Source organism: Kitasatospora sp. NPDC015121, from assembly GCF_055562955.1.
On record NZ_JBVHEH010000022.1, the window covers coordinates 91,744 to 109,299 of the forward strand.

The window sequence follows — 17,556 nt, forward strand, 5'->3', positions numbered from 1 at the left end:
CTACCCCCCGTGTCCCCGTGTCCCGCCGCCGTCCGGACGGCGGTTCCCGGGATCATAGTCCGCTCGGACGCCGGCCCGGCGGGGGTGCGGGCGGGGGCCGGTCCGGGGCGCGGGCGGGTCGTCCGGGCGGACCGCGTTTTGGCAAAGGACCGGGGTGCTCCGGCGGCCGGGCGGCCCGGTTCCCCATGGGTTGGTATGGCGGCGGGCGGGCGGGGGATGTGTCCGTCCTCGGCGTCGCCGCTGGTCGGGGCGGGAGCGTCGGCTCCACAAGATGGGGCACCCGTGCCGTGGAAGTGAAGGAAGTGTGATGGTGTGTACCCGCGTGTACACGCATGGGAGGGCGCTTCTAATCTGATGGCCTGAATTATTCGGAGACCTAGGGGGACCAGCGCGTCATGGGGGCTTACTTCCGCGTCGAAGTCGACGAACTCTCCAAGCTGATGCAGCAGCTGAAGGACAGTCAGCAGGACATGCGCGAGGCGCTGCAGGCGATGCGCGACACCGGCCCGAAGACGACCGGCACCAAGGACCTCGACCACGCCTGCGACGACTTCGACGACAGCTGGCAGGACGCCATCACCCGGATCTCGCAGGGCGTCGAGGCGCTGGAGGCCAAGCTCGACCAGACCTGCAAGAACTACGCCGAGACCGAAGAGGCGCTGCGCGCGATGTTCAGCGGGAGCCCGGCGTGAACGACTTCAGCCCCCTCACGATGATCGCCGGGTTCGACAGGAACTTCCCCGCGCTGGGCTTCAACCCGGCCCCCGGCAACCCCGACAACGTCGACGGCCTGGTCTCCAAGCTCAACAAGGCCGCCGGCGCGATGGACAGCGCCCACCGGACCCTGGTCGCGGTCGGCCGGGGCGGCTCGGTCTGGGAGGGCGACGCCTCCAAGGCCTTCGCCGGCAAGGTCGGCGAACTGCCGGGCTACCTGGAGGACAGCGTCGACGCGATGCGCCAGGCCTCCTCCGCGCTCAACAACTGGCGCACCCAGCTCGCCTCCTACCAGGACAGCGCGCGGCGCTACGAGCAGGAGGCCGAGAACGCGAAGACCCGTCTCGACTCCGCCAAGAAGAACCGCGAGCAGGCCTCCGACCGCTACGACAAGGCCGCCGACAACCCGGCCTTCGGCCTGATCGGCATGAAGTTCGACGACCAGGCCACCTTCGCCCAGGCGCAGAACCGGATCGACACCGCGAACGCCGAGTACCAGGCCGCCGGCGACGCGCTGGAGGCCGCCAGCCGCGACCTGCAGGCGATCAAGGACGAGCTGGACGCGATCATCAAGCAGGCCGAGGAGCTGTACTACCACCACCAGGACGACGCGGGCCGGACCGCGAAGTCGCTGCGCCGGGCCAACCAGAAGGCGCCCGACATCAGCGCCTGGGAGAAGATCGGCAACAAGTTCAAGGACATCGGCAAGTCGATCAAGAAGTGGGCGACCGACCACGCCGACACCCTGATGAAGATCGGCGACATCGCCAGCGGCGTCTCCGCGGTGCTCGGCATCGCCTCGCTCGCCACCATGTGGTGCCCGCCGCTCGCCGCCGGTCTCGGCATCGCCTCCGGCGCCGCCTCGGCGGTCGCGCTCGGCGCCCACGGCATGGCCAAACTCGGCGGCGCGAACGTCAGTTGGACCACCCTCGCGCTGGACGGCCTGGGCGTCGTCCCGCTCGGGACGGGCGCCTTCAAGGGCATCAAGGCGGCCAGCACGGCGATCAAGGGCGCCGAGGGCGTCGCCCCGGTCATCGTCAAGGGCGCGGGCGTCGTCTCCAACACCCAGAAGGTCGCCAAGGCCTCCTGGCAGGGCGTGGTCGCCGCCACCGAGGAGGGCAACCTCATGCACAAGATGGCGATCAGCCCGCTGATCACCAAGACGCCGCTGCGCTCCCTGCCCGGCGTCATCCTCGCCGAGGGCGGCGGGCTGGCGGCCAAGTCCCTGTGGTCGACCGGGCCGCAGATCGCGATCAAGGGCATCGGCCTGGCCCTGAACGCGCCCAAGATCGTCGGCCACCTGACGGGATCGTGATGACCGAGAACCCGACGCCGGAGGCGGCACCGGAGGACACCGCCGCGGACCGGCAGCCGATGCTGTACTGGAACGTCCCGGTGCTCTTCCACTCGCTCGGCCTGGAACTGCCCGAGGAGGACCGGGAGGCGCACCTCGCCGAGGTGGCCCGGGAGGTCTGGGTCGGCGGCACCGACTTCCAGCGCGACACCGTGGCCTCCTGGTACCGGGACATCGTGCGGACCGCCGCCGCGGCGGGCGCCGTCTACTCCGGCTTCCTGCTCGGCGGCCTCGCCGACGGCCGGATCAGCACCGGCACCCTGGTCATCCAGGTCGACCAGGTCGACACCGCGGACGCCGAGGCGGTGGCCGGCTCGATCGAGGAACTGCTCTCCCTCGACCCCGCCAACGAGGTCTTCGCCGTCGACGCCCCGGTCGGCCCCGTGGTGGTCGCCGCGTACGGCACCGTCAACGAGTTCGACGACGGCGAGGGCGGGAAGGCCAGGCTGGAACTCGCCGGGGCCACCGCGTACATCCCGGTGCCGCAGGCCGACACGCTGGTCACCATGACCGTCAGCACCCCCACCCTGAGCGAGTTCCCGGACTACATGACGGCGCTCGCCACGGTGGTCGAGAGCGTCGAGCTGGTCCGCCCCGGCGAGCAGCGCGTCGCCCCGGTGCTCAGCCGGGAGTCCGCCGACCGGATCACGGAGATGTTCGGGTGAGCGGCTGGCACCCGCCGGCCCCGCCCGGCCTCGACACCGGGCCGCTGCCCCGGCGCTCGGCCCCCGGGCTGTGGCTGCAGTTCGCGCTGCAGTGGTTCTGGCTGCCGGTCCGGATCGCCGGGTTCGTCCTCGCGAACCAGGGCTCCGAGGGCTGCCGGGCCGAACCGGGGTACGGCCGGTTCGTCCTCACCCCGAGCCGCTACCGGCTCGAACGGCACGGCACCCGCGAGGAGTGGGAGGCCTGGGCGGACCGGGCCATGGACCGGGGCATCGCCGAGGCGACCCGCAAGGTGATGCGGGCGTACGACGAGCACCGGGAGAAGCTGGCCCGGGGCGGGAACCCCGCCTGGCTGTACCGGGCCTGCCACACCACGATCCCCAGGCGCTACTACCGCGGCATCGGCGCCGAGGGGGTCGCCGCGCTCGCCGCCCGCCGCGGCTGGCAGGTCGTCTGGGAGACCGCGGGCGACAGGAAGCTCGGGATCCGGCAGCCGCTGGCGGAGGGAACCGCATGAGCACCCGGCACCCGCCGGCCCCGCCCGGCCTCGACACCGGGCCGCGCCGCCGCTCGGGCTTCACGCTGGCGCTGCAGTTCTGCCTGCAGTGGTTCTGGCTGCCCGTCCGACTGGTGCCGCTGGAGTCCGAGGACCCCAGCACCGAGCCGCTCCCGTACAAGATCGTGCTCACCCCGCGCCGGTACCGGCTCGAACGGCGCGGCACCCGGGAGGAGTGGGAGGCCTGGGCCGGGGAGGCCCTGGACCGGGCGATCGAACGGGCCCGGAAGGAGGTGGCGGACCGGCGGGCGAAGAACGACGGCAGCTACCCGTGCGCGTTCGGCGGCGCCTCGCTGGTGCCCGAGACCACCCTGCGGCGGCACTACTACCGGGGCATCGGCCTGGACGGGCTCGCCGCGCTCGCGGCGCGGCGCGGGTGGCGGGTGCGCTGGGAGACGGCCCGGTTCGAGGAGGTCGGCCTGATCGAGGTCCAGCCCCCACAGCAGGCCGCGCCGCCGCAGCAGGCCCGGCAGCCGCAGCAGCCCAACCCCTACCTGCGGTGAGCCGGCGCTCCGGGTAGGCGAGGACGGCCCGCACGCCTCCGCGGGCCGCCCCCCGGCCGACCGCACCGCCCCCGGCGGTCGGCCGCACCCCGGCCCGCCGCTACTCGTCGCTACTCGTCCTCGAACGGTTCCTCGCTGAACCGGAACCAGGCCCTCGGCGGCTCCACGTGCAGCAGGAACTCGGCCACCGGGCCGTCGGGGGAGTGCAGCGCGCAGGCCGCCGCCAGCGGGTCGTACGCCCGCTCCCAGGCGCCCCACTCCTCCGCCCCGGCCAGTCGGCGGCACTCGGCGAAGCCCGGCGCCAGCTCAGGCCAGGCCGGCCCGGGCACGAACTCGCCCGCCAGCCACGGGAAGTCCGCCTCGTCGATCCGGATCTCGCCGACCAGCTCGGCGCCGCGCAGCAGCCGCCAGGTCTCCTCGGTGAACAGGGCCATCGCACGCTCCACGGGTGGGGGACCCCAGTCTGCCGGAGGGGTGCGACACCGGACCCCCGTCACGGCGGCGCGCGGCGGAGCCGCCCGCGCGTCACCCGTACGAGTGGATTCCGGAATCCGGGTGGCCCAGCGGGGTACTGGTGACCGCGGGCGCGCGGGCTCGTTAGGCAGGGCGCCGAACTCCGACGACCCACACCACCAGACGCACACCTAGGGGCGGGACCCAGTGGCTCAGCCGTTCGAACTACCGGACTTCTACGTGCCGTATCCGGCCAGGATCAACCCGCACTACGAGGGGGCGCGGGTCCACACCAAGGAGTGGGCGCGCGGCTTCGGGATGCTGGAGGGCTCGGGCGTCTGGGAGGAGCACGACCTCGACTCGCACGACTACGCGCTGCTCTGCTCCTACACCCACCCGGACTGCGACGCCGAGGCGCTGGACCTGGTCACCGACTGGTACACCTGGGTCTTCTTCTTCGACGACCACTTCCTGGAGACCTTCAAGCGCACCCTGGACCGCGAGGGCGGCAAGGCCTACCTGGACCGGCTGCCCGCCTTCATGCCGATGGACCTCGCGGCCGGCTACCCCGAGGCCGCCAACCCGGTCGAGGCCGGCCTGGCCGACCTGTGGCAGCGCACCGTCCCGCACATGTCGGCCCACTGGCGGGCCCGGTTCGCCGAGTCCACCCGGAACCTGCTGAACGAGTCGCTCTGGGAGCTGTCCAACATCGACGAGGGCCGGATCGCCAACCCGGTCGAGTACGTCGAGATGCGCCGCAAGGTCGGCGGCGCCCCCTGGTCGGCCGGCCTGATCGAGTACGCGGCGAACGCCGAGGTTCCCGAGTCGGTGGCGCACTCCCGGCCGCTGCGGGTGCTGCGCGACGCCTTCTCGGACGGCGTGCACCTGCGCAACGACCTGTTCTCGTACGAGCGGGAGATCGGCGAAGAGGGCGAGCTCAGCAACGGCGTCCTGGTCCTGGAGACCTTCCTCGGCTGCTCCACCCAGCAGGCCGCCGACGCGGTCAACGACCTGCTCACCTCCCGGCTCCAGCAGTTCGAGAACACCGCGCTCACCGAACTCGCCCCGCTCTGCGCCGAGCACGGGCTGGGCCCGGCGGAGGCCGCCCGGGTGCTGGCCTACGTCAAGGGCATGCAGGACTGGCAGTCCGGCGGCCACGAGTGGCACATGCGCTCCAGCCGGTACATGAACGGCGGCGGCGCCGCCGCGCCCGCCACCGGCCCCACCGGCCTGGGCACCTCCGCCGCGAACATCCGGCTCACCGCGGGCCTGCGCGGCCTGCGCGGCTTCGTCCACACCCCGTACCGGAGGACCGGCCCGGCCCTGCTGCCCGACCTCCCGATGCCGTTCCCGCTCTCGATCAACCCGCACCTGGACGCCGCCCGCGCGTACGTGGTCACCTGGGCCCGCGAGACCGGCCTGCTCGACCCCGAGCCCGGCGTGCCCGCGTCCGACGTCTGGACCGAGGCCAAGCTCCGCGACTACGACTTCGCGCTCTGCGCGGCCGGCATCGACCCCGACGGCACCCCCGCCGAGCTCGACCTCTCCTCCGCCTGGCTGACCTGGGGCACCTACGCCGACGACTACTACCCCGCCGTCTACGGCCGCCCGCGCGACCTGCTCGGCGCGCGGGCCCAGGGCGAGCGGCTGCACGCCCTGATGACGCTCGACGGCACGCTGCCCTTCGCCCCGCGCAACGCCCTGGAGACCGGCCTCGCCGACCTCTGGCGGCGCACCGTCGCCCCGTTCGACCAGGACGGCCGGGCGAAGTTCCGCCAGGCCGTCGGCGACATGCTCGACAGCTGGCTGTGGGAGCTCGCCAACACCGCGCAGAACCGGATCCCCGACCCGGTCGACTACATCGAGATGCGCCGCGCCACCTTCGGCTCCGACCTGACGATGGGCCTGGCCCGGCTCGGCCGGGGCGACGCCGTCCCCGCCGAGGTGTACGCCAGCGGCACCCTGCGGGCGATCGAGAACTCCGCCGCCGACTACGGCTGCCTGGTCAACGACCTGCACTCGTACCAGAAGGAGGTCGAGTACGAGGGCGAGTTCCACAACCTGGTCCGGGTGGTGGAGAACTTCTTCTCCTGCGACCACCCGGTCGCCGCCGACATCGTGGCCGACCTGATGGCCTCCCGGCTCAGCCAGTTCCGGCACGTGGTCGCCGGTGAACTCCCGCTGCTCAAGCAGGACCTCGCCCTCGAAGGCGAGGCCGCCCGGGCCCTCGACGGGTACGTCCGCGAGCTGGAGGACTGGATGGCCGCCGTCCTCAACTGGCACCAGCAGTGCGACCGTTACACGGAGGACGTGCTGCGCCGGCACTTCGCCCCGAGGACCGCCGTCACGCCCGAGCTGGGGATGTCCGCGGTGCGGATCCTGCAGACCCTCGGCCGGTAGGCGCGCGCGGGCGGACGACGAAGGGCGCGCCGGGCCCGACCAGGCCCGGCGCGCCCCGGTCCGCCGACCGCTACTGCCAGTTGTTCGACTGCTGCTGCGCCGGCCCCGCCTGGTGCGGGACCGGGGCGGGCTGGTGCGGGGGGCGGTGGCGGTGCCCGCGCGGGTGGCGGGTCAGGGTGTAGCCGAGCACACCGGCAAGCGCGGCCAGCACGCCGCCGGCGGCCGTCCACCACCAGCGGGTGTTCCAGCCGGAGAAGAGGTCCGCGTACCAGTGGCTCTCCTCCGCGACCGGCGCGGCCGCGTGCGCCGTGCCCGCACCCGGCGCCGGGGTGGCCGCCGGGCCCGCGGCCGTCGCCCCGGCGTTCACCGGCGGCACCAGCGGGTCCTTCAGCGAACCGCCCTCGGGCTGGGCGTCGTCCGCGCCGCCCTCGGTGGCGACGTGCACGTGGACGGTGGCGGCCAGACCGAGGTCGGTCTGCGGGATGTCCGAGGTGGACAGCCGGACGTAGTACGTGCCGGGCAGCGGGTCGCCGGACCACGGCTCGGCCCAGGACCGGATCTGCCGCAGCGTGCAGCTCAGGCCCAGCGAGGCCGCGCTCTGCTCGGCGGTGCCGTCCTGCGGCCCCGCCGTGCAGGACTGCCGGCGGCGCAGGCCGTCGAACAGCTCGACCGACCAGGTCTGCGCGCCGTGCCGGTCGGAGGCCTCCGGCAGGGTGACCGTGACCTGCACGGTCGGCGTCTGGCCCTCCGAGGCCGGGAACGCCCAGTACAGGTAGTCACCGGTGGAGACCGGGACGTCCGCGTCCTGGCCGGCCGCCAGGGTGGTCGCGGTCAGGAAGCTGGTGCCGACCGAGTTCACCACCGGCTTGGCGGAACCGGAGGCCGAGGTGGACGGCGACGCGGACGGGGAGGCGGACGGGGACGCGGCCGAGGCCGGCGTCGGGGCCAGCAGGAGCAGGCCGGTGAGCGCGGCGGCCGGGGCCGCGGCGGTGCGGAGCGTGCGCATCGTCAGTTCTCCCGCCAGACGGCGATCCGCCAGCGTGCCAGCCAGCCGAAGATCAGACCGGCCAGCAGGCCGGCCAGGGTCAGGACACCGAGCAGGATCCAGCCGCGGCCCAGGCCCATCGCGGGCCCGTCCGGGGCCGGCGAGGCGGCGGCGACGTCCACCGTCAGCTCCAGCGGCAGGCCCGGATCGGCCTGCACGCCCGCCTGCGCGGCGAACGAGTTGCTGACGATCAGGCAGACCGTCCGGATGCCCGCCTGCCCGTCGGACGACGTGCCCTTCGCGCCCTGCGAACCGGTCGACGGGGAGGCCGACGCGGAGTCGTCCCCGTCCTCCTCGGCCGCCGACCAGCGCAGGCCGGTGGAGGCCACGTCGGTCCGGCCCGAACCGGCGTCGCTGCCGCGCACCAGCTCCTGGCCGCCGCTGTCGGTGGCCCGCAGCAGCACGCCGTAGTCCCGGGCGACCGCCCGGTCCGGGGTGACGCTGACCGAGGCGCGCAGCTCCTCGCCCGCCTTCACCGGCACCCGGTAGACCCGGTGCTCGGAGAACTTCTCCCGGTCGGTGTACACACCGGGCGTCAGGACCGGCGCGTCCGCGCACCTGTCGGCGCCGGTGACCTTCGCCGGGGCGACCGCGTGGGTGTCCTGGGCGCGGGTGACCAGCTGCTTGACGCGCTTGGTCAGCTGCTCCTGGGTGCGCACGTCGGTGAAGGTGCCGCCGGTCGCGTTGGCGATGCAGAGCAGCTGCTGCCGGGTCTTGTCGTCGTGCGCCAGGCCCAGCGTGTCCACCACCAGGTGGATGCCCTGGCTGGCCAGTTCGCGCGCCACGTCGCACGGGTCCGGCGGGGCGCAGGTGTCCTCGCCGTCGGTGATCAGCACGATCCGGCGGGTGGTCGGGCCGGTGCCCAGGTCCTGCGCGGCGGCGCGCAGCGCGATCCCGATCGGGGTCCAGCCGGTCGGACGGACGGTGGCGACGGCCGTCTTGGCCTGCACCTTGTTCGTCTTCCCGACCGGGTAGAGCTGCTGGGTGTCCTTGCAGCCCTCCTTCTGGTCCTTGCCCGGGTAGGTCGCGCCCAGGGTGCGGATGCCGAACTCGGTCTCGTCCGGCAGCGCGTCGATGACCTCGTTGATCGACTGCTGGGCGACCGCCATCCGGCTCTTGCCCTGGATGTCGGCGGTCTGCATCGACCCCGACCCGTCCAGGACCAGGTCGACCTTGGGCGCCTCGGTCGCGGCGGGCGGGGCCCCGGGCTCGTCGGCGTGCGCGGGGAGGGTGCCCAGCACGGCGCCCGCGACTATCGTCAGGGCCCCGAGCAGGGCGGCCGCGCGGGCCGTCCTTCGTGGTGTGGTGGTGGTGATCACCCGCCGATCCTAGGGACCGTCAGTTCGAATCACCCAACGCGGGTGGTGGGCGGCGCCTACCCTGAACGGACGGGCACGGCGGGCGAGGAGAGAACGTGACGGTGCGTCTGGCCGGAGTCGGCAAGCGCTACGGGCGCGGCGGCCCGTGGATCCTGCGCGACGTCGACCTGCGCCTCGACGCGGGCGGCGTCGTCCGGGTCGAAGGCGCCAACGGCAGTGGCAAGTCGACCCTGTTGAAGGTGCTGGCCGGCATCGAACGCGCCGAACGCGGCACCGTCGACGCCCCCGGCAGCCGCGCCTACGTGCCCGAACGCTTCCCGCCCGCGCTGCCGTTCGACGCCCGCGACTACCTGCGCCACCTCGGCCGGGTCCGCGGCCTCACCACCGCGGAGAGCCTGCGCCGCGCCGACCACTGGCTGGAACGCTTCGGCATCGCCCGCTACGCCGGCACCCCGATCGGCCGCCTCTCCAAGGGCACCTGCCAGAAGGTCGCGGTCGCCCAGGCCCTGCTCGCCGAAGCCGACCTGCTGCTGCTGGACGAGGCCTGGACCGGACTCGACCAGGCCGCCCGCGGCGAACTCGACGCCGCCGTCACCGAACGCGCCGCCACCGGCGGCCTGGTGGTCTTCGTCGACCACGACCCCGGCCGGCTGGCCGGCCTCACCACCGCCGGACACCTCGTCGAGGACGGCACCCTGCACGGCGTCCCGCTGCTCGACCCCGCCGCGGACGGCCCCCGCACCTCGGTCGTGGTCCGCGCCGAGCGGCTCCCCGAGCACCTCCCCGGCCGCCCCGCGCGCACCCCCCTCGCCGACGGCACCGTCCGGCTGGAGGTGGCGGCGGCGCACTCCGACACGCTGCTGCGCGGGCTGCTGCACGCGACGCCCGCGGTGCACGTCCACTCGGTCGGGCCGGGAACGACGGAAGGAACCCCCCGATGACGCTGCGCGTGCTGACGCGGTACCACCTGGAGCTGCTGGTGCGCTCGCAGCGCTGGCTGGCGCCCGGGCTGGCGTACGTCGTGCTGATGGGCCTCGGGGTGTCGAGCGGGGACGACGCGACGTCCGCGGCGGCGTTCTCGGCGGGGCTGCTGGTGCCGGTGACCGGGTGGCTGGTGCGGGGCGCGGTGGGGGCGGAGCCCGCGCAGTCGCGGGCCTGCCTGGTGGCGGCGGCGGGCTGGCCCCGGGTGCACCTGGCGGCGCTGCTCGCGGCCGCGCTCGCCGGGCTGGGGCTGGGGGCGCTCGGGCTGGCCGCGGTGCTGCTGGTGGGCAGCGGGGGATCGGGCGCGACGGTCGCGGGGGGCGTGCTGGCGACGCTGGTGTGCGTGCTGTCGGGGGCGGCGGTGGGCGCGGTGTGCAACCGCCCGGTGGTGGTGGGGGCGTACGCGGTGCCGCTGGGGCTGGCCGGGGTGGTGGCGGTGCTGCTGGTGCCGGGGTCGCCGGCGAACGCAGTGGTGCGGGCGCTGGTGCTGGGCGCACGGCAGCACGCGCCGGACGTGCCGTGGTGGACGCTGCCGGTGGCGGCGCTGCTCGCGGCCGGCTGCGGCTGGGCGGCGGTCGGCGCGGCGGTCCGCCGGGGCGGCTGAACCGCGGCGGGCCGTGAGAAACGGACACACCGGACCGGATGGGATTAAATACGGCAAATCCTGGCTAGGGTGCTGGGAGACGTGCCCCACGCCTGTCGGAAGGAAGCCCGCCGTGAGCAACCTGTTCGCGATCGCCTACCCGGATGTCGCCACCGCGCAGAAGGTCCGTGACGAACTGGTCGGCCTGCAGAAGCAGAAGCTGGTCGACCTGGAGGACGTCGTCGTGGTCGAGCGCCGCGAGGACGGCAGGATCAAGCTGCACCAGGCGGTGTCCAACACCGGCGTGGGCGCGGCCTCCGGCGCGCTCTGGGGCGGGGTGATCGGCCTGCTGTTCTTCATGCCGTTCCTCGGTGCGGCGGTCGGCGGCGCGACCGGCGCGGCGGTCGGCGCCTCCACCGACACCGGCGTCGACGACAACTTCATGCGCCAGGTCGGCGAGAAGCTCGACCCCGGCAAGGCCGCGGTGTTCGCGCTGGTCCGCTCGGCGACCCAGGACAAGGTGATCCCGGCGGTCGCCCGGTTCGGCGGCGAGCTGATCCAGACCTCGCTCAGCCACGACGAGGAGGAGCACCTGCGGGAGATCGCCAAGGCGGCCTACCCCGCGTCCACGCTCTGACGCCACCTCACGACCCCCGCCGGCGGGGTGCCGGGCGCGCGCCGCCCGGCACCCCGCCGTCCGTGCCCCTTCGAGCTGCCGAGGACGGCTGGTGGTGGCGACTGACTCCGCGACCCGGGCGGCCCGGGCGCCCCGCGCGCGCCCGGCCGGGACCGGGCGCTGGACCGAACTGGTGCTGGTACTGGCCGCGGTGGGCCTCGCGGTGTTCGGCTACGTCGAGGTCGGCGTCAACATCGACGGCGCCGCCCCGCCGGACGCCCTCCAGTACGGCGCCGCGCTCGGCGTGCTCGCCCTGTTCGCGCACGCCGCGGTGCGCTGGCGCGCCAGGTGGGCCGACCCGCTGCTGCTGCCGATCGCCGTACTGCTCAACGGCATCGGCCTGGTCGTCATCTACCGGCTCGACCGCAACCCCGGCAGCGCCGCCGCCCCCACCCAGCTGCTCTGGTCCACCCTCGGCGTCGGCCTGTTCATCGCCGTGCTGCTCCTGCTCCGCGACCACCGCCGCCTCCAGCGCTACGCGTACGTCGGCGCGTTCGTCGCCCTCGTCCTGCTGGTGCTGCCGGTGTTCTTCCCGCCGGTGTACGGCTCGCGGATCTGGATCACGCTGGGACCGCTGTCCTTCCAGCCCGGCGAGTTCGCCAAGATCCTGCTGGCGGTCTTCTTCGCCGCCTACCTGGCCGCGCACCGCGACGCGCTGGCGCTGACCGGCCGCAAGGTGCTCTGGTTCCGGCTGCCGCTCGGCCGGGTGCTCGGCCCGGTGCTGCTGATCTGGGCCGCGTTCGTCGGCGTCCTGGTGCTGGAGACCGACCTCGGCACCTCGCTGCTGTTCTTCGGCCTGTTCGTGGTGATGCTGTACGTCGCCACCGCCCGCACCGGCTGGATCGTGATCGGCCTGCTGCTGTCCGCGCTGGCCGCCGTCGGCGTCGGCTGGCTCTCCCCGCACGTGCACGGCCGGGTCACCGAGTGGCTGCACCCGCTCGCCTCGATCGAGGCCGGGCAGGGCGCCAACCAGATCGCCCAGTCGCTGTTCGCCTTCGCCTGGGGCGGCCAGCTCGGCACCGGCCTGGGCCTGGGCCACTCCGCGCTGATCGGCTTCGCCACCAAGTCCGACTTCATCCTGGCCACCGTCGGCGAGGAACTCGGCCTGACCGGCCTGTTCGCGGTCCTCCTGCTGTACGCCCTGCTGGTCTCCCGCGGCTTCCGGACCGGCATCGCGCTGCGCGACCCGTTCGGGCGGCTGCTCGCCGTCGGCCTGGCCGCGCTGGTCGCCATCCAGGTGTTCGTGGTGGCCGGCGGCGTCCTCGACCTGATCCCGCTGACCGGCATGACGCTGCCGTTCATCGCCCAGGGCGGTTCGTCCGTGGTCACCAACTGGATCATCGTGGCGCTGCTGGTGCGGATGAGCGACCTCGCCCGGCGGCCCGCCCCCGAGGAGGACGCGTGAGGCCGACCCGCCCCGAGGGCACCAACGGCGGACCGCAGGGGCTGCCCGGCATCTCCACCACCGGCCGCCGGGCCGGCACCTTCTGCATGCTGCTGATCGTCGCCCTCGCCCTCCAGGCCACCCGGGTCCAGGTCTTCCAGAAGAAGGAGCTCGACCACAACGCCGCCAACCAGCGCGCCACCATCCAGCGCTACGCCGAGCCCCGGGGCAACCTGCTGGTCGGCGGGCAGCCGGTCACCGGCTCCGCGGCGACCGGCGGCCGGTACGCCTACAAGCGCACCTACACCGACGGCGCGCTGTACGCCGCGGTCACCGGCTACTCGTCCCAGACCTACGGCAACACCCAACTGGAGGGCGTCCACGACGACCTGCTCTCCGGCACCGACCCCCGGCTGGCCGGCTGGGCCGTCTGGGACGCCGTCACCCGGCAGCGGCAGCCCGGCGGCGACGTCGTCACCACCATCGACCCGGCCGCCCAGCGCGCCGCCCTGCAGGGCCTCGGCGGCCAGAAGGGCGCCGTCGCCGCGATCGAACCCGCCACCGGCCGGATCCTGGCCCTCGCCTCCACCCCCAGCTACGACCCCGGCAGCTTCGCCGGCACCTCGGGCGCCGACCAGGAGGCCTGGAAGAAGCTGCAGGACGACCCCGACCAGCCGATGCTCAACCGGGCACTGCGGCAGATCTACCCGCCCGGCTCCACCTTCAAGGTGGTCACCGCCGCCGCCGCACTGGCCAACGGCGTGGTCACCGACATCGACGCCCCCACCGACGCCCCCCACCCCTACGTCATGCCCGGCACCACCACCCCGCTCACCAACGACACCACCGCCTGCGACCGGGCCGGGCTCTCGCTCGACGAGGCGATGACGCTCTCCTGCAACAGCGTCATGGGCTACCTCGGCGTGCGGACCGGCCTCGACCGGATGACCGCGATGGCCGGGAACTTCGGCTTCAACGACGCCAGGCTCGACACCCCCGTCCGGGCCGCCCGCTCCAACTTCGACACCGACATGAACGAGTCCCAGCTGGCGCTCTCCTCGATCGGCCAGTACGACACCGCCGCCACCCCGCTGGTGATGGCCATGGTCGCCGCCGGGGCCGCCAACGACGGCCAGGTGATGCACCCGCAGCTCGTCGACAGGCTCACCAAGGCCGACGGCAGCCAGGTCCAGCTGATGCACCCCGCCCTCTACCGCCAGGCCTTCGGCGCCGGGGTCGCCCGGCAGCTGCGGCAGCTGATGGTCGACGTGGTCGAGAACGGCACCGGCCGCAACGCCCGGATCCCCGGCGCCGAGGTCGGCGGCAAGACCGGCACCGCCCAGCACGGCGTCGACAACTCCGGCACCCCGTACGCCTGGTTCATCGCCTGGGCCCGCCCGGCCGGCTCGGCCGCCGTCCCGCCCGTCGCCGTCGCGGTCGTCATCGCCGACAGCCAGGCCACCGACGTCACCGGCGGCGGACTCGCCGCGCCGATCGCGAAGTCCGTCCTGCAGGCCGTGCTCGACAGGTGACCGGGCCCGGCCGGAGACCGGTCGCAAGCGGAAGGAATGCGGCGATTTGCTACTGTCCCGGTCTGATTCCCCACCAGAAGGACACCGATGAGCACCACCCCCCTGCTGCGGCGCAAGCCCGTGGACACCCTGATCGCCGAGGCAGGAGGCACCGGAGCGGGACACCTGCGCCGCTCCATCGGACTCTGGCAGCTCTCCGCGATCGGCATCGGCGCCACCGTCGGCACCGGCATCTTCTTCGTCCTCACCACCTCCGTCCCCGAGGCCGGCCCCGCGGTCGTGCTCTCCTTCGTGATCGCCGCGGTCACCGCCGGGCTCACCGCGCTCTGCTACGCCGAACTCGCCTCCGCGATCCCGGTCGCCGGGTCCTCCTACTCGTACGCGTACGCCACCATGGGCGAGCTCGTCGCCTTCGGGGTCGGCGTCTGCCTGCTGATGGAGTACGGCGTCTCCGCCTCCGCGATCGCCGTCACCTGGGGCCAGTACCTCGACCAGTTCTCCGACCTGGCCTTCGGCGTCCACCTGCCCGCCGCGCTCACCGCGCCGCCCGGCGACGGCGGCGTCTTCAACCTGCCCGCGGTGGTGCTGGTGGTGCTGGTCACCGTCCTGCTGATCCGCGGCGTCGGCGAGTCCGCGAAGGTCAACGCCGCCATGGTGGCGATCAAGCTGGCGATCCTGCTGCTCTTCGTCGCCGTCGGCCTGACCGGCTTCACCGCCGGCAACTTCACCCCGTTCGCGCCCAACGGCTGGGACGGCGTGCAGACCGCCGCCTCCACCATCTTCTTCTCGTTCATCGGCCTGGACGCGGTCTCCACCGCCGGCGAGGAGGTCCGCGAGCCGCGCCGCACCCTGCCGCTGGCCATCCTGATCTCGCTGGTCGTCGTCACCGTGCTGTACATCGCCGTCGCCGTCACCGCGATCGGCGCCCAGCCCTGGCAGCGGTTCGACGGCCAGGAGGCCGGCCTCGCCCAGATCCTGCAGAACGTCACCGGCCAGACCTGGCCCGCGCTGGTCTTCGCGGCCGGCGCGATCGTCTCGATCTTCTCGATCACCCTGGTGGTGATCTACGGCCAGACCCGGATCCTCTACGCGATGGGCCGCGACGGACTCCTCCCGCCGCCCTTCACCCGGGTCTCCGCCCGCACCGGCACCCCGGTCTGGAACACCCTGGTGGTCGGCACCGCGGTGGCCGTCCTCGCCGCGGTCTTCCCGCTGAAACTGCTCGCCGACATGACCTCGATGGGCACCCTGGTCGCCTTCACCGCGGTCTCGGTGGGGATCGTCGTGCTGCGCCGCACCCGCCCCGACCTCCCGCGCGGCTTCAAGGTCCCGTTCTACCCCGTGACCCCGGTGCTCAGCGCCGCCTTCTGCGTCTACCTGATCACCAGGCTGCACACCGACACCTTCGTCGCCTTCGCGGTCGTGCTGGCCTGCGCGGCCGTGCTCTACTTCGGCTACAGCGCCAAGCACTCCCGGCTGGCCCGGAAGCCCTGAGGGCCCCCGGGCGCCGGAGCGGCCGCCGGCTACTTGTTGCCGACGTGCAGGACCTTGGAGACCGCCGGGCCGGCGGCCGCGGAGCCGTGGCCGCCGCCCTGGACCTCGGCGGCGACGGCGAGGTTGCCGGAGTAGGCGGTGAACCAGGAGTTCGCGTCGGGGCTGGAGTCGACCTCGGCGGTGCCGGTCTTCGCGCCGGAGCCGGCCGGCAGGGCGGGCTTCACCACGGCGGCGGTGCCGGACCGGACGGTCTGGACCATCAGCGACCGGAGGCTGTCGGCGACCTGGGGGGAGAGGACGCGGGCGGCCTTCTTCTGCTCCATGCCGGGCACCAGGATCGGCTGGCGGAACACCCCGGACTGGACGGTCGCGGCCACCGAGGCCATGCCCAGCGGGTTGGCGCGGACCCGGCCCTGGCCGATGAACTCGCTGGCCGCGCCCGCCATGTTGCCCTCGACCGGGATGTCGGTGTCGAAGTTGGACAGGCCGGTCTGCCAGACCAGGCCGAGGCCGAAGACGTCCTTGGCGACCGACGGGAGGCTGTTCGGCTTGAGGACGTCCTTGCCCTTCTCGATGAAGGAGGTGTTGCAGGAGTTCACGAACGCGTCGGTCAGCGTGTAGTCCGGGTGCGCGCCGGGCTCGTCGTTGGAGATGGACTTGCCGGTCACCATGGTGGTCTCGGGGCAGGGCATCGGGGTGCTGGGCGTGACGCCCGCTTCGAGCAGCGCCGCGGCGGTGACCACCTTCATCGTCGAGCCGGGCGCGGTCGCGCCGGAGAAGGCGCGGTTCTGGCCGTTCGACGGGGAGAACGCGTAGGCCAGGATGCCGCCGCTGCTGGGCTCGACGGCCACCAGCGAGGCGGGCTTGCCGCCCTGCGCGCCGACGGCCTGCTCGGCGGCGGCCTGCAGGTCGGCGTCCAGGGTGAGCTTCAGGTTGGGGACGGCCTTGGGCTCCTTGATGGTGAACAGCTTCTCGTCGGCGGTCTTGGCGCCGCCGCCGGCCGCCGGGGAGCCGCTCGGGCTGGGTGAGGCGCCGGTGCCGGCCGCTCCCGCCGAGGTGATGACCACGCCGCTGCCGGCGTCCGCCGGGTCGCCGCCCTGCGGGGTCGCGGAGCGCAGCTGGTTGAGCAGGCCGGTGAGCGAGGGGTAGCCGGCCAGCGGCCTGCCCTTGCGGTCGGTGACGGTGGAGGGGGCGGCGTACAGCGGCTTGACCGTGATGGTCTCGTTCGCGTCCAGCTTGGGGTGGATGACGCTGGGGGCCCAGTGCACGGCGGCGGTGCCGTCGCTCATCTTGACCACGCCGAGGACGCCGTCGTAGTTCCACGGGGCGCCGGTCTCGGCGAACTCCACCGAGGCCTTGAAGCCCTCCAGCACGCCGGTCGGGGCCGCCGGGGCGCTCGCGGCGGCGGAGGCCGCGCCGGAGGCGGGCGCGCTCGCGGACTTGGCGGCGGTGGGGCTGGGGGCCGTGGTGGGGCCGCCGACGGTGAGGTGGACGGCGCTGGGCTTCACCTTGTCCTGGAAGGCCTGCAGGGCGGCCTGCGCCTTGTCCGGGTCGTCGGTGAGCTTGGCGGCCGCGAACAGGTCGCCCTTGGCCCAGGCGTCCAGGAACGCCCTGGCCCCGGACGCGGCGAGCTCCTGGCTGGGGGGCTCGGCGACCACGGTGCGCGGCTTCTTCGCCCCGTCCCCGCCGGAGCCGCCGCCGGAGACCAGGGCGTAGGCCCCGTACCCGCCGCCGACGAGCACGGCGGCGGCAACGACGGAGACGCCGATCTTCGCGCCCTTGTTCACGTGTAGTCCCCCATGGTGTGTGGTGGCCGACCGAGTCCGACGGCCACGACACCATAGACAGACATCATCCGTGCACTCACGACACCCGGGCGGTTTGTGACAGTTCCGGTAC

16 protein-coding genes are annotated in these 17,556 nt (G+C 73.7%); 12 read left to right on the forward strand and 4 right to left on the reverse strand.

Annotated features, from left to right (window positions below):
* Nucleotides 1–395 precede the first annotated feature (395 nt).
* Genes ACZ3J7_RS29205 through ACZ3J7_RS29225 form a run of 5 tightly spaced genes read left to right on the forward strand, consistent with a single transcriptional unit; the run spans nt 396 to nt 3,790 of the window.
* Nucleotides 396–692, forward strand: a complete 297-nt coding sequence (locus ACZ3J7_RS29205; RefSeq protein WP_465626184.1) for a hypothetical protein — start codon at nt 396–398, stop codon at nt 690–692.
* Nucleotides 689–2,029 (forward strand): putative T7SS-secreted protein, encoded by a 1,341-nt coding sequence (locus tag ACZ3J7_RS29210; RefSeq protein ID WP_465626186.1) that lies wholly within the window; start codon nt 689–691, stop codon nt 2,027–2,029. Before ACZ3J7_RS29205 ends, ACZ3J7_RS29210 begins: the two co-directional genes overlap by 4 nt.
* Entirely contained in the window at nt 2,029–2,733 is a 705-nt protein-coding gene (locus ACZ3J7_RS29215; protein ID WP_465626188.1) for a hypothetical protein, read from the forward strand. The genes ACZ3J7_RS29210 and ACZ3J7_RS29215 overlap by 1 nt, the downstream gene beginning before the upstream one ends.
* Entirely contained in the window at nt 2,730–3,248 is a 519-nt protein-coding gene (locus ACZ3J7_RS29220) for a hypothetical protein (RefSeq protein ID WP_465626190.1), read from the forward strand. The genes ACZ3J7_RS29215 and ACZ3J7_RS29220 overlap by 4 nt, the downstream gene beginning before the upstream one ends.
* Nucleotides 3,245–3,790: a hypothetical protein gene (locus ACZ3J7_RS29225; protein WP_465626192.1), complete on the forward strand. Its 546-nt coding sequence runs from the start codon at nt 3,245–3,247 to the stop codon at nt 3,788–3,790. The genes ACZ3J7_RS29220 and ACZ3J7_RS29225 overlap by 4 nt, the downstream gene beginning before the upstream one ends.
* Nucleotides 3,791–3,900: 110 nt before the next feature.
* Here ACZ3J7_RS29225 and ACZ3J7_RS29230 read toward each other — a convergent pair whose 3' ends face one another.
* Nucleotides 3,901–4,224 (reverse strand): hypothetical protein, encoded by a 324-nt coding sequence (locus ACZ3J7_RS29230; RefSeq protein ID WP_465626194.1) that lies wholly within the window; start codon nt 4,222–4,224, stop codon nt 3,901–3,903.
* 226 nt (nt 4,225–4,450) lie between these two features.
* Between ACZ3J7_RS29230 and ACZ3J7_RS29235 the strand changes: the two genes are divergently transcribed.
* Nucleotides 4,451–6,643 carry a terpene synthase family protein gene (locus tag ACZ3J7_RS29235; RefSeq protein ID WP_465626196.1) on the forward strand — a complete coding sequence of 731 codons (2,193 nt, stop codon included), beginning with the start codon at nt 4,451–4,453 and terminating at the stop codon, nt 6,641–6,643.
* A gap of 70 nt (nt 6,644–6,713) precedes the next feature.
* Here ACZ3J7_RS29235 and ACZ3J7_RS29240 read toward each other — a convergent pair whose 3' ends face one another.
* Both ACZ3J7_RS29240 and ACZ3J7_RS29245 read right to left on the reverse strand, forming a co-directional pair.
* On the reverse strand, nt 6,714–7,649 hold the full coding sequence (locus tag ACZ3J7_RS29240) for a peptidase (protein ID WP_465626198.1): 936 nt from the start codon (nt 7,647–7,649) through the stop codon (nt 6,714–6,716).
* Nucleotides 7,650–7,651: 2 nt separating this feature from the next.
* Nucleotides 7,652–9,007, reverse strand: a complete 1,356-nt coding sequence (locus tag ACZ3J7_RS29245; protein ID WP_465626200.1) for a VWA domain-containing protein — start codon at nt 9,005–9,007, stop codon at nt 7,652–7,654.
* A 101-nt stretch (nt 9,008–9,108) separates the two neighbouring features.
* Between ACZ3J7_RS29245 and ACZ3J7_RS29250 the strand changes: the two genes are divergently transcribed.
* The 6 genes from ACZ3J7_RS29250 (at nt 9,109) to ACZ3J7_RS29275 (ending at nt 15,657) form a co-directional block, all read left to right on the forward strand.
* The gene (locus ACZ3J7_RS29250; protein WP_465626269.1) at nt 9,109–9,948 is read left to right on the forward strand and encodes an ABC transporter ATP-binding protein; all 840 of its coding nucleotides are present in this window, start codon (nt 9,109–9,111) and stop codon (nt 9,946–9,948) included.
* A complete protein-coding gene (locus tag ACZ3J7_RS29255; protein ID WP_465626202.1) occupies nt 9,945–10,592 on the forward strand; it encodes an ABC transporter in 648 nt (215 codons plus the stop codon). Before ACZ3J7_RS29250 ends, ACZ3J7_RS29255 begins: the two co-directional genes overlap by 4 nt.
* 112 nt (nt 10,593–10,704) lie before the next feature.
* A complete protein-coding gene (locus tag ACZ3J7_RS29260) occupies nt 10,705–11,208 on the forward strand; it encodes a DUF1269 domain-containing protein (protein WP_465626204.1) in 504 nt (167 codons plus the stop codon).
* 94 nt (nt 11,209–11,302) lie between these two features.
* Nucleotides 11,303–12,652 (forward strand): FtsW/RodA/SpoVE family cell cycle protein, encoded by a 1,350-nt coding sequence (locus ACZ3J7_RS29265; RefSeq protein ID WP_465626206.1) that lies wholly within the window; start codon nt 11,303–11,305, stop codon nt 12,650–12,652.
* Nucleotides 12,653–12,738: 86 nt separating this feature from the next.
* On the forward strand, nt 12,739–14,163 hold the full coding sequence (locus ACZ3J7_RS29270) for a penicillin-binding transpeptidase domain-containing protein (RefSeq protein ID WP_465626271.1): 1,425 nt from the start codon (nt 12,739–12,741) through the stop codon (nt 14,161–14,163).
* An 87-nt stretch (nt 14,164–14,250) separates the two neighbouring features.
* Nucleotides 14,251–15,657, forward strand: coding sequence for an APC family permease (locus ACZ3J7_RS29275; RefSeq protein ID WP_465626208.1), 1,407 nt, complete (start codon nt 14,251–14,253; stop codon nt 15,655–15,657).
* Between the two features lie 29 nt (nt 15,658–15,686).
* Here the strand turns inward: ACZ3J7_RS29275 and ACZ3J7_RS29280 are convergent, their stop codons facing one another.
* The gene (locus tag ACZ3J7_RS29280; RefSeq protein ID WP_465626210.1) at nt 15,687–17,444 is read right to left on the reverse strand and encodes a penicillin-binding transpeptidase domain-containing protein; all 1,758 of its coding nucleotides are present in this window, start codon (nt 17,442–17,444) and stop codon (nt 15,687–15,689) included.
* Nucleotides 17,445–17,556: the final 112 nt, after the last annotated feature.

What these genes read in the sequence shown, in the direction of transcription:
- ACZ3J7_RS29240 (WP_465626198.1), bottom strand. Translation starts at nt 7,649, where the DNA reads ATGCGCACGCTCCGCACCGCCGCGGCCCCGGCCGCCGCGCTCACCGGC.
- ACZ3J7_RS29255 (WP_465626202.1), top strand. Translation starts at nt 9,945, where the DNA reads ATGACGCTGCGCGTGCTGACGCGGTACCACCTGGAGCTGCTGGTGCGC.
- ACZ3J7_RS29215 (WP_465626188.1), top strand. Translation starts at nt 2,029, where the DNA reads ATGACCGAGAACCCGACGCCGGAGGCGGCACCGGAGGACACCGCCGCG.
- ACZ3J7_RS29230 (WP_465626194.1), bottom strand. Translation starts at nt 4,224, where the DNA reads ATGGCCCTGTTCACCGAGGAGACCTGGCGGCTGCTGCGCGGCGCCGAG.
- ACZ3J7_RS29225 (WP_465626192.1), top strand. Translation starts at nt 3,245, where the DNA reads ATGAGCACCCGGCACCCGCCGGCCCCGCCCGGCCTCGACACCGGGCCG.
- ACZ3J7_RS29275 (WP_465626208.1), top strand. Translation starts at nt 14,251, where the DNA reads ATGAGCACCACCCCCCTGCTGCGGCGCAAGCCCGTGGACACCCTGATC.
- ACZ3J7_RS29270 (WP_465626271.1), top strand. Translation starts at nt 12,739, where the DNA reads ATGCTGCTGATCGTCGCCCTCGCCCTCCAGGCCACCCGGGTCCAGGTC.
- ACZ3J7_RS29205 (WP_465626184.1), top strand. Translation starts at nt 396, where the DNA reads ATGGGGGCTTACTTCCGCGTCGAAGTCGACGAACTCTCCAAGCTGATG.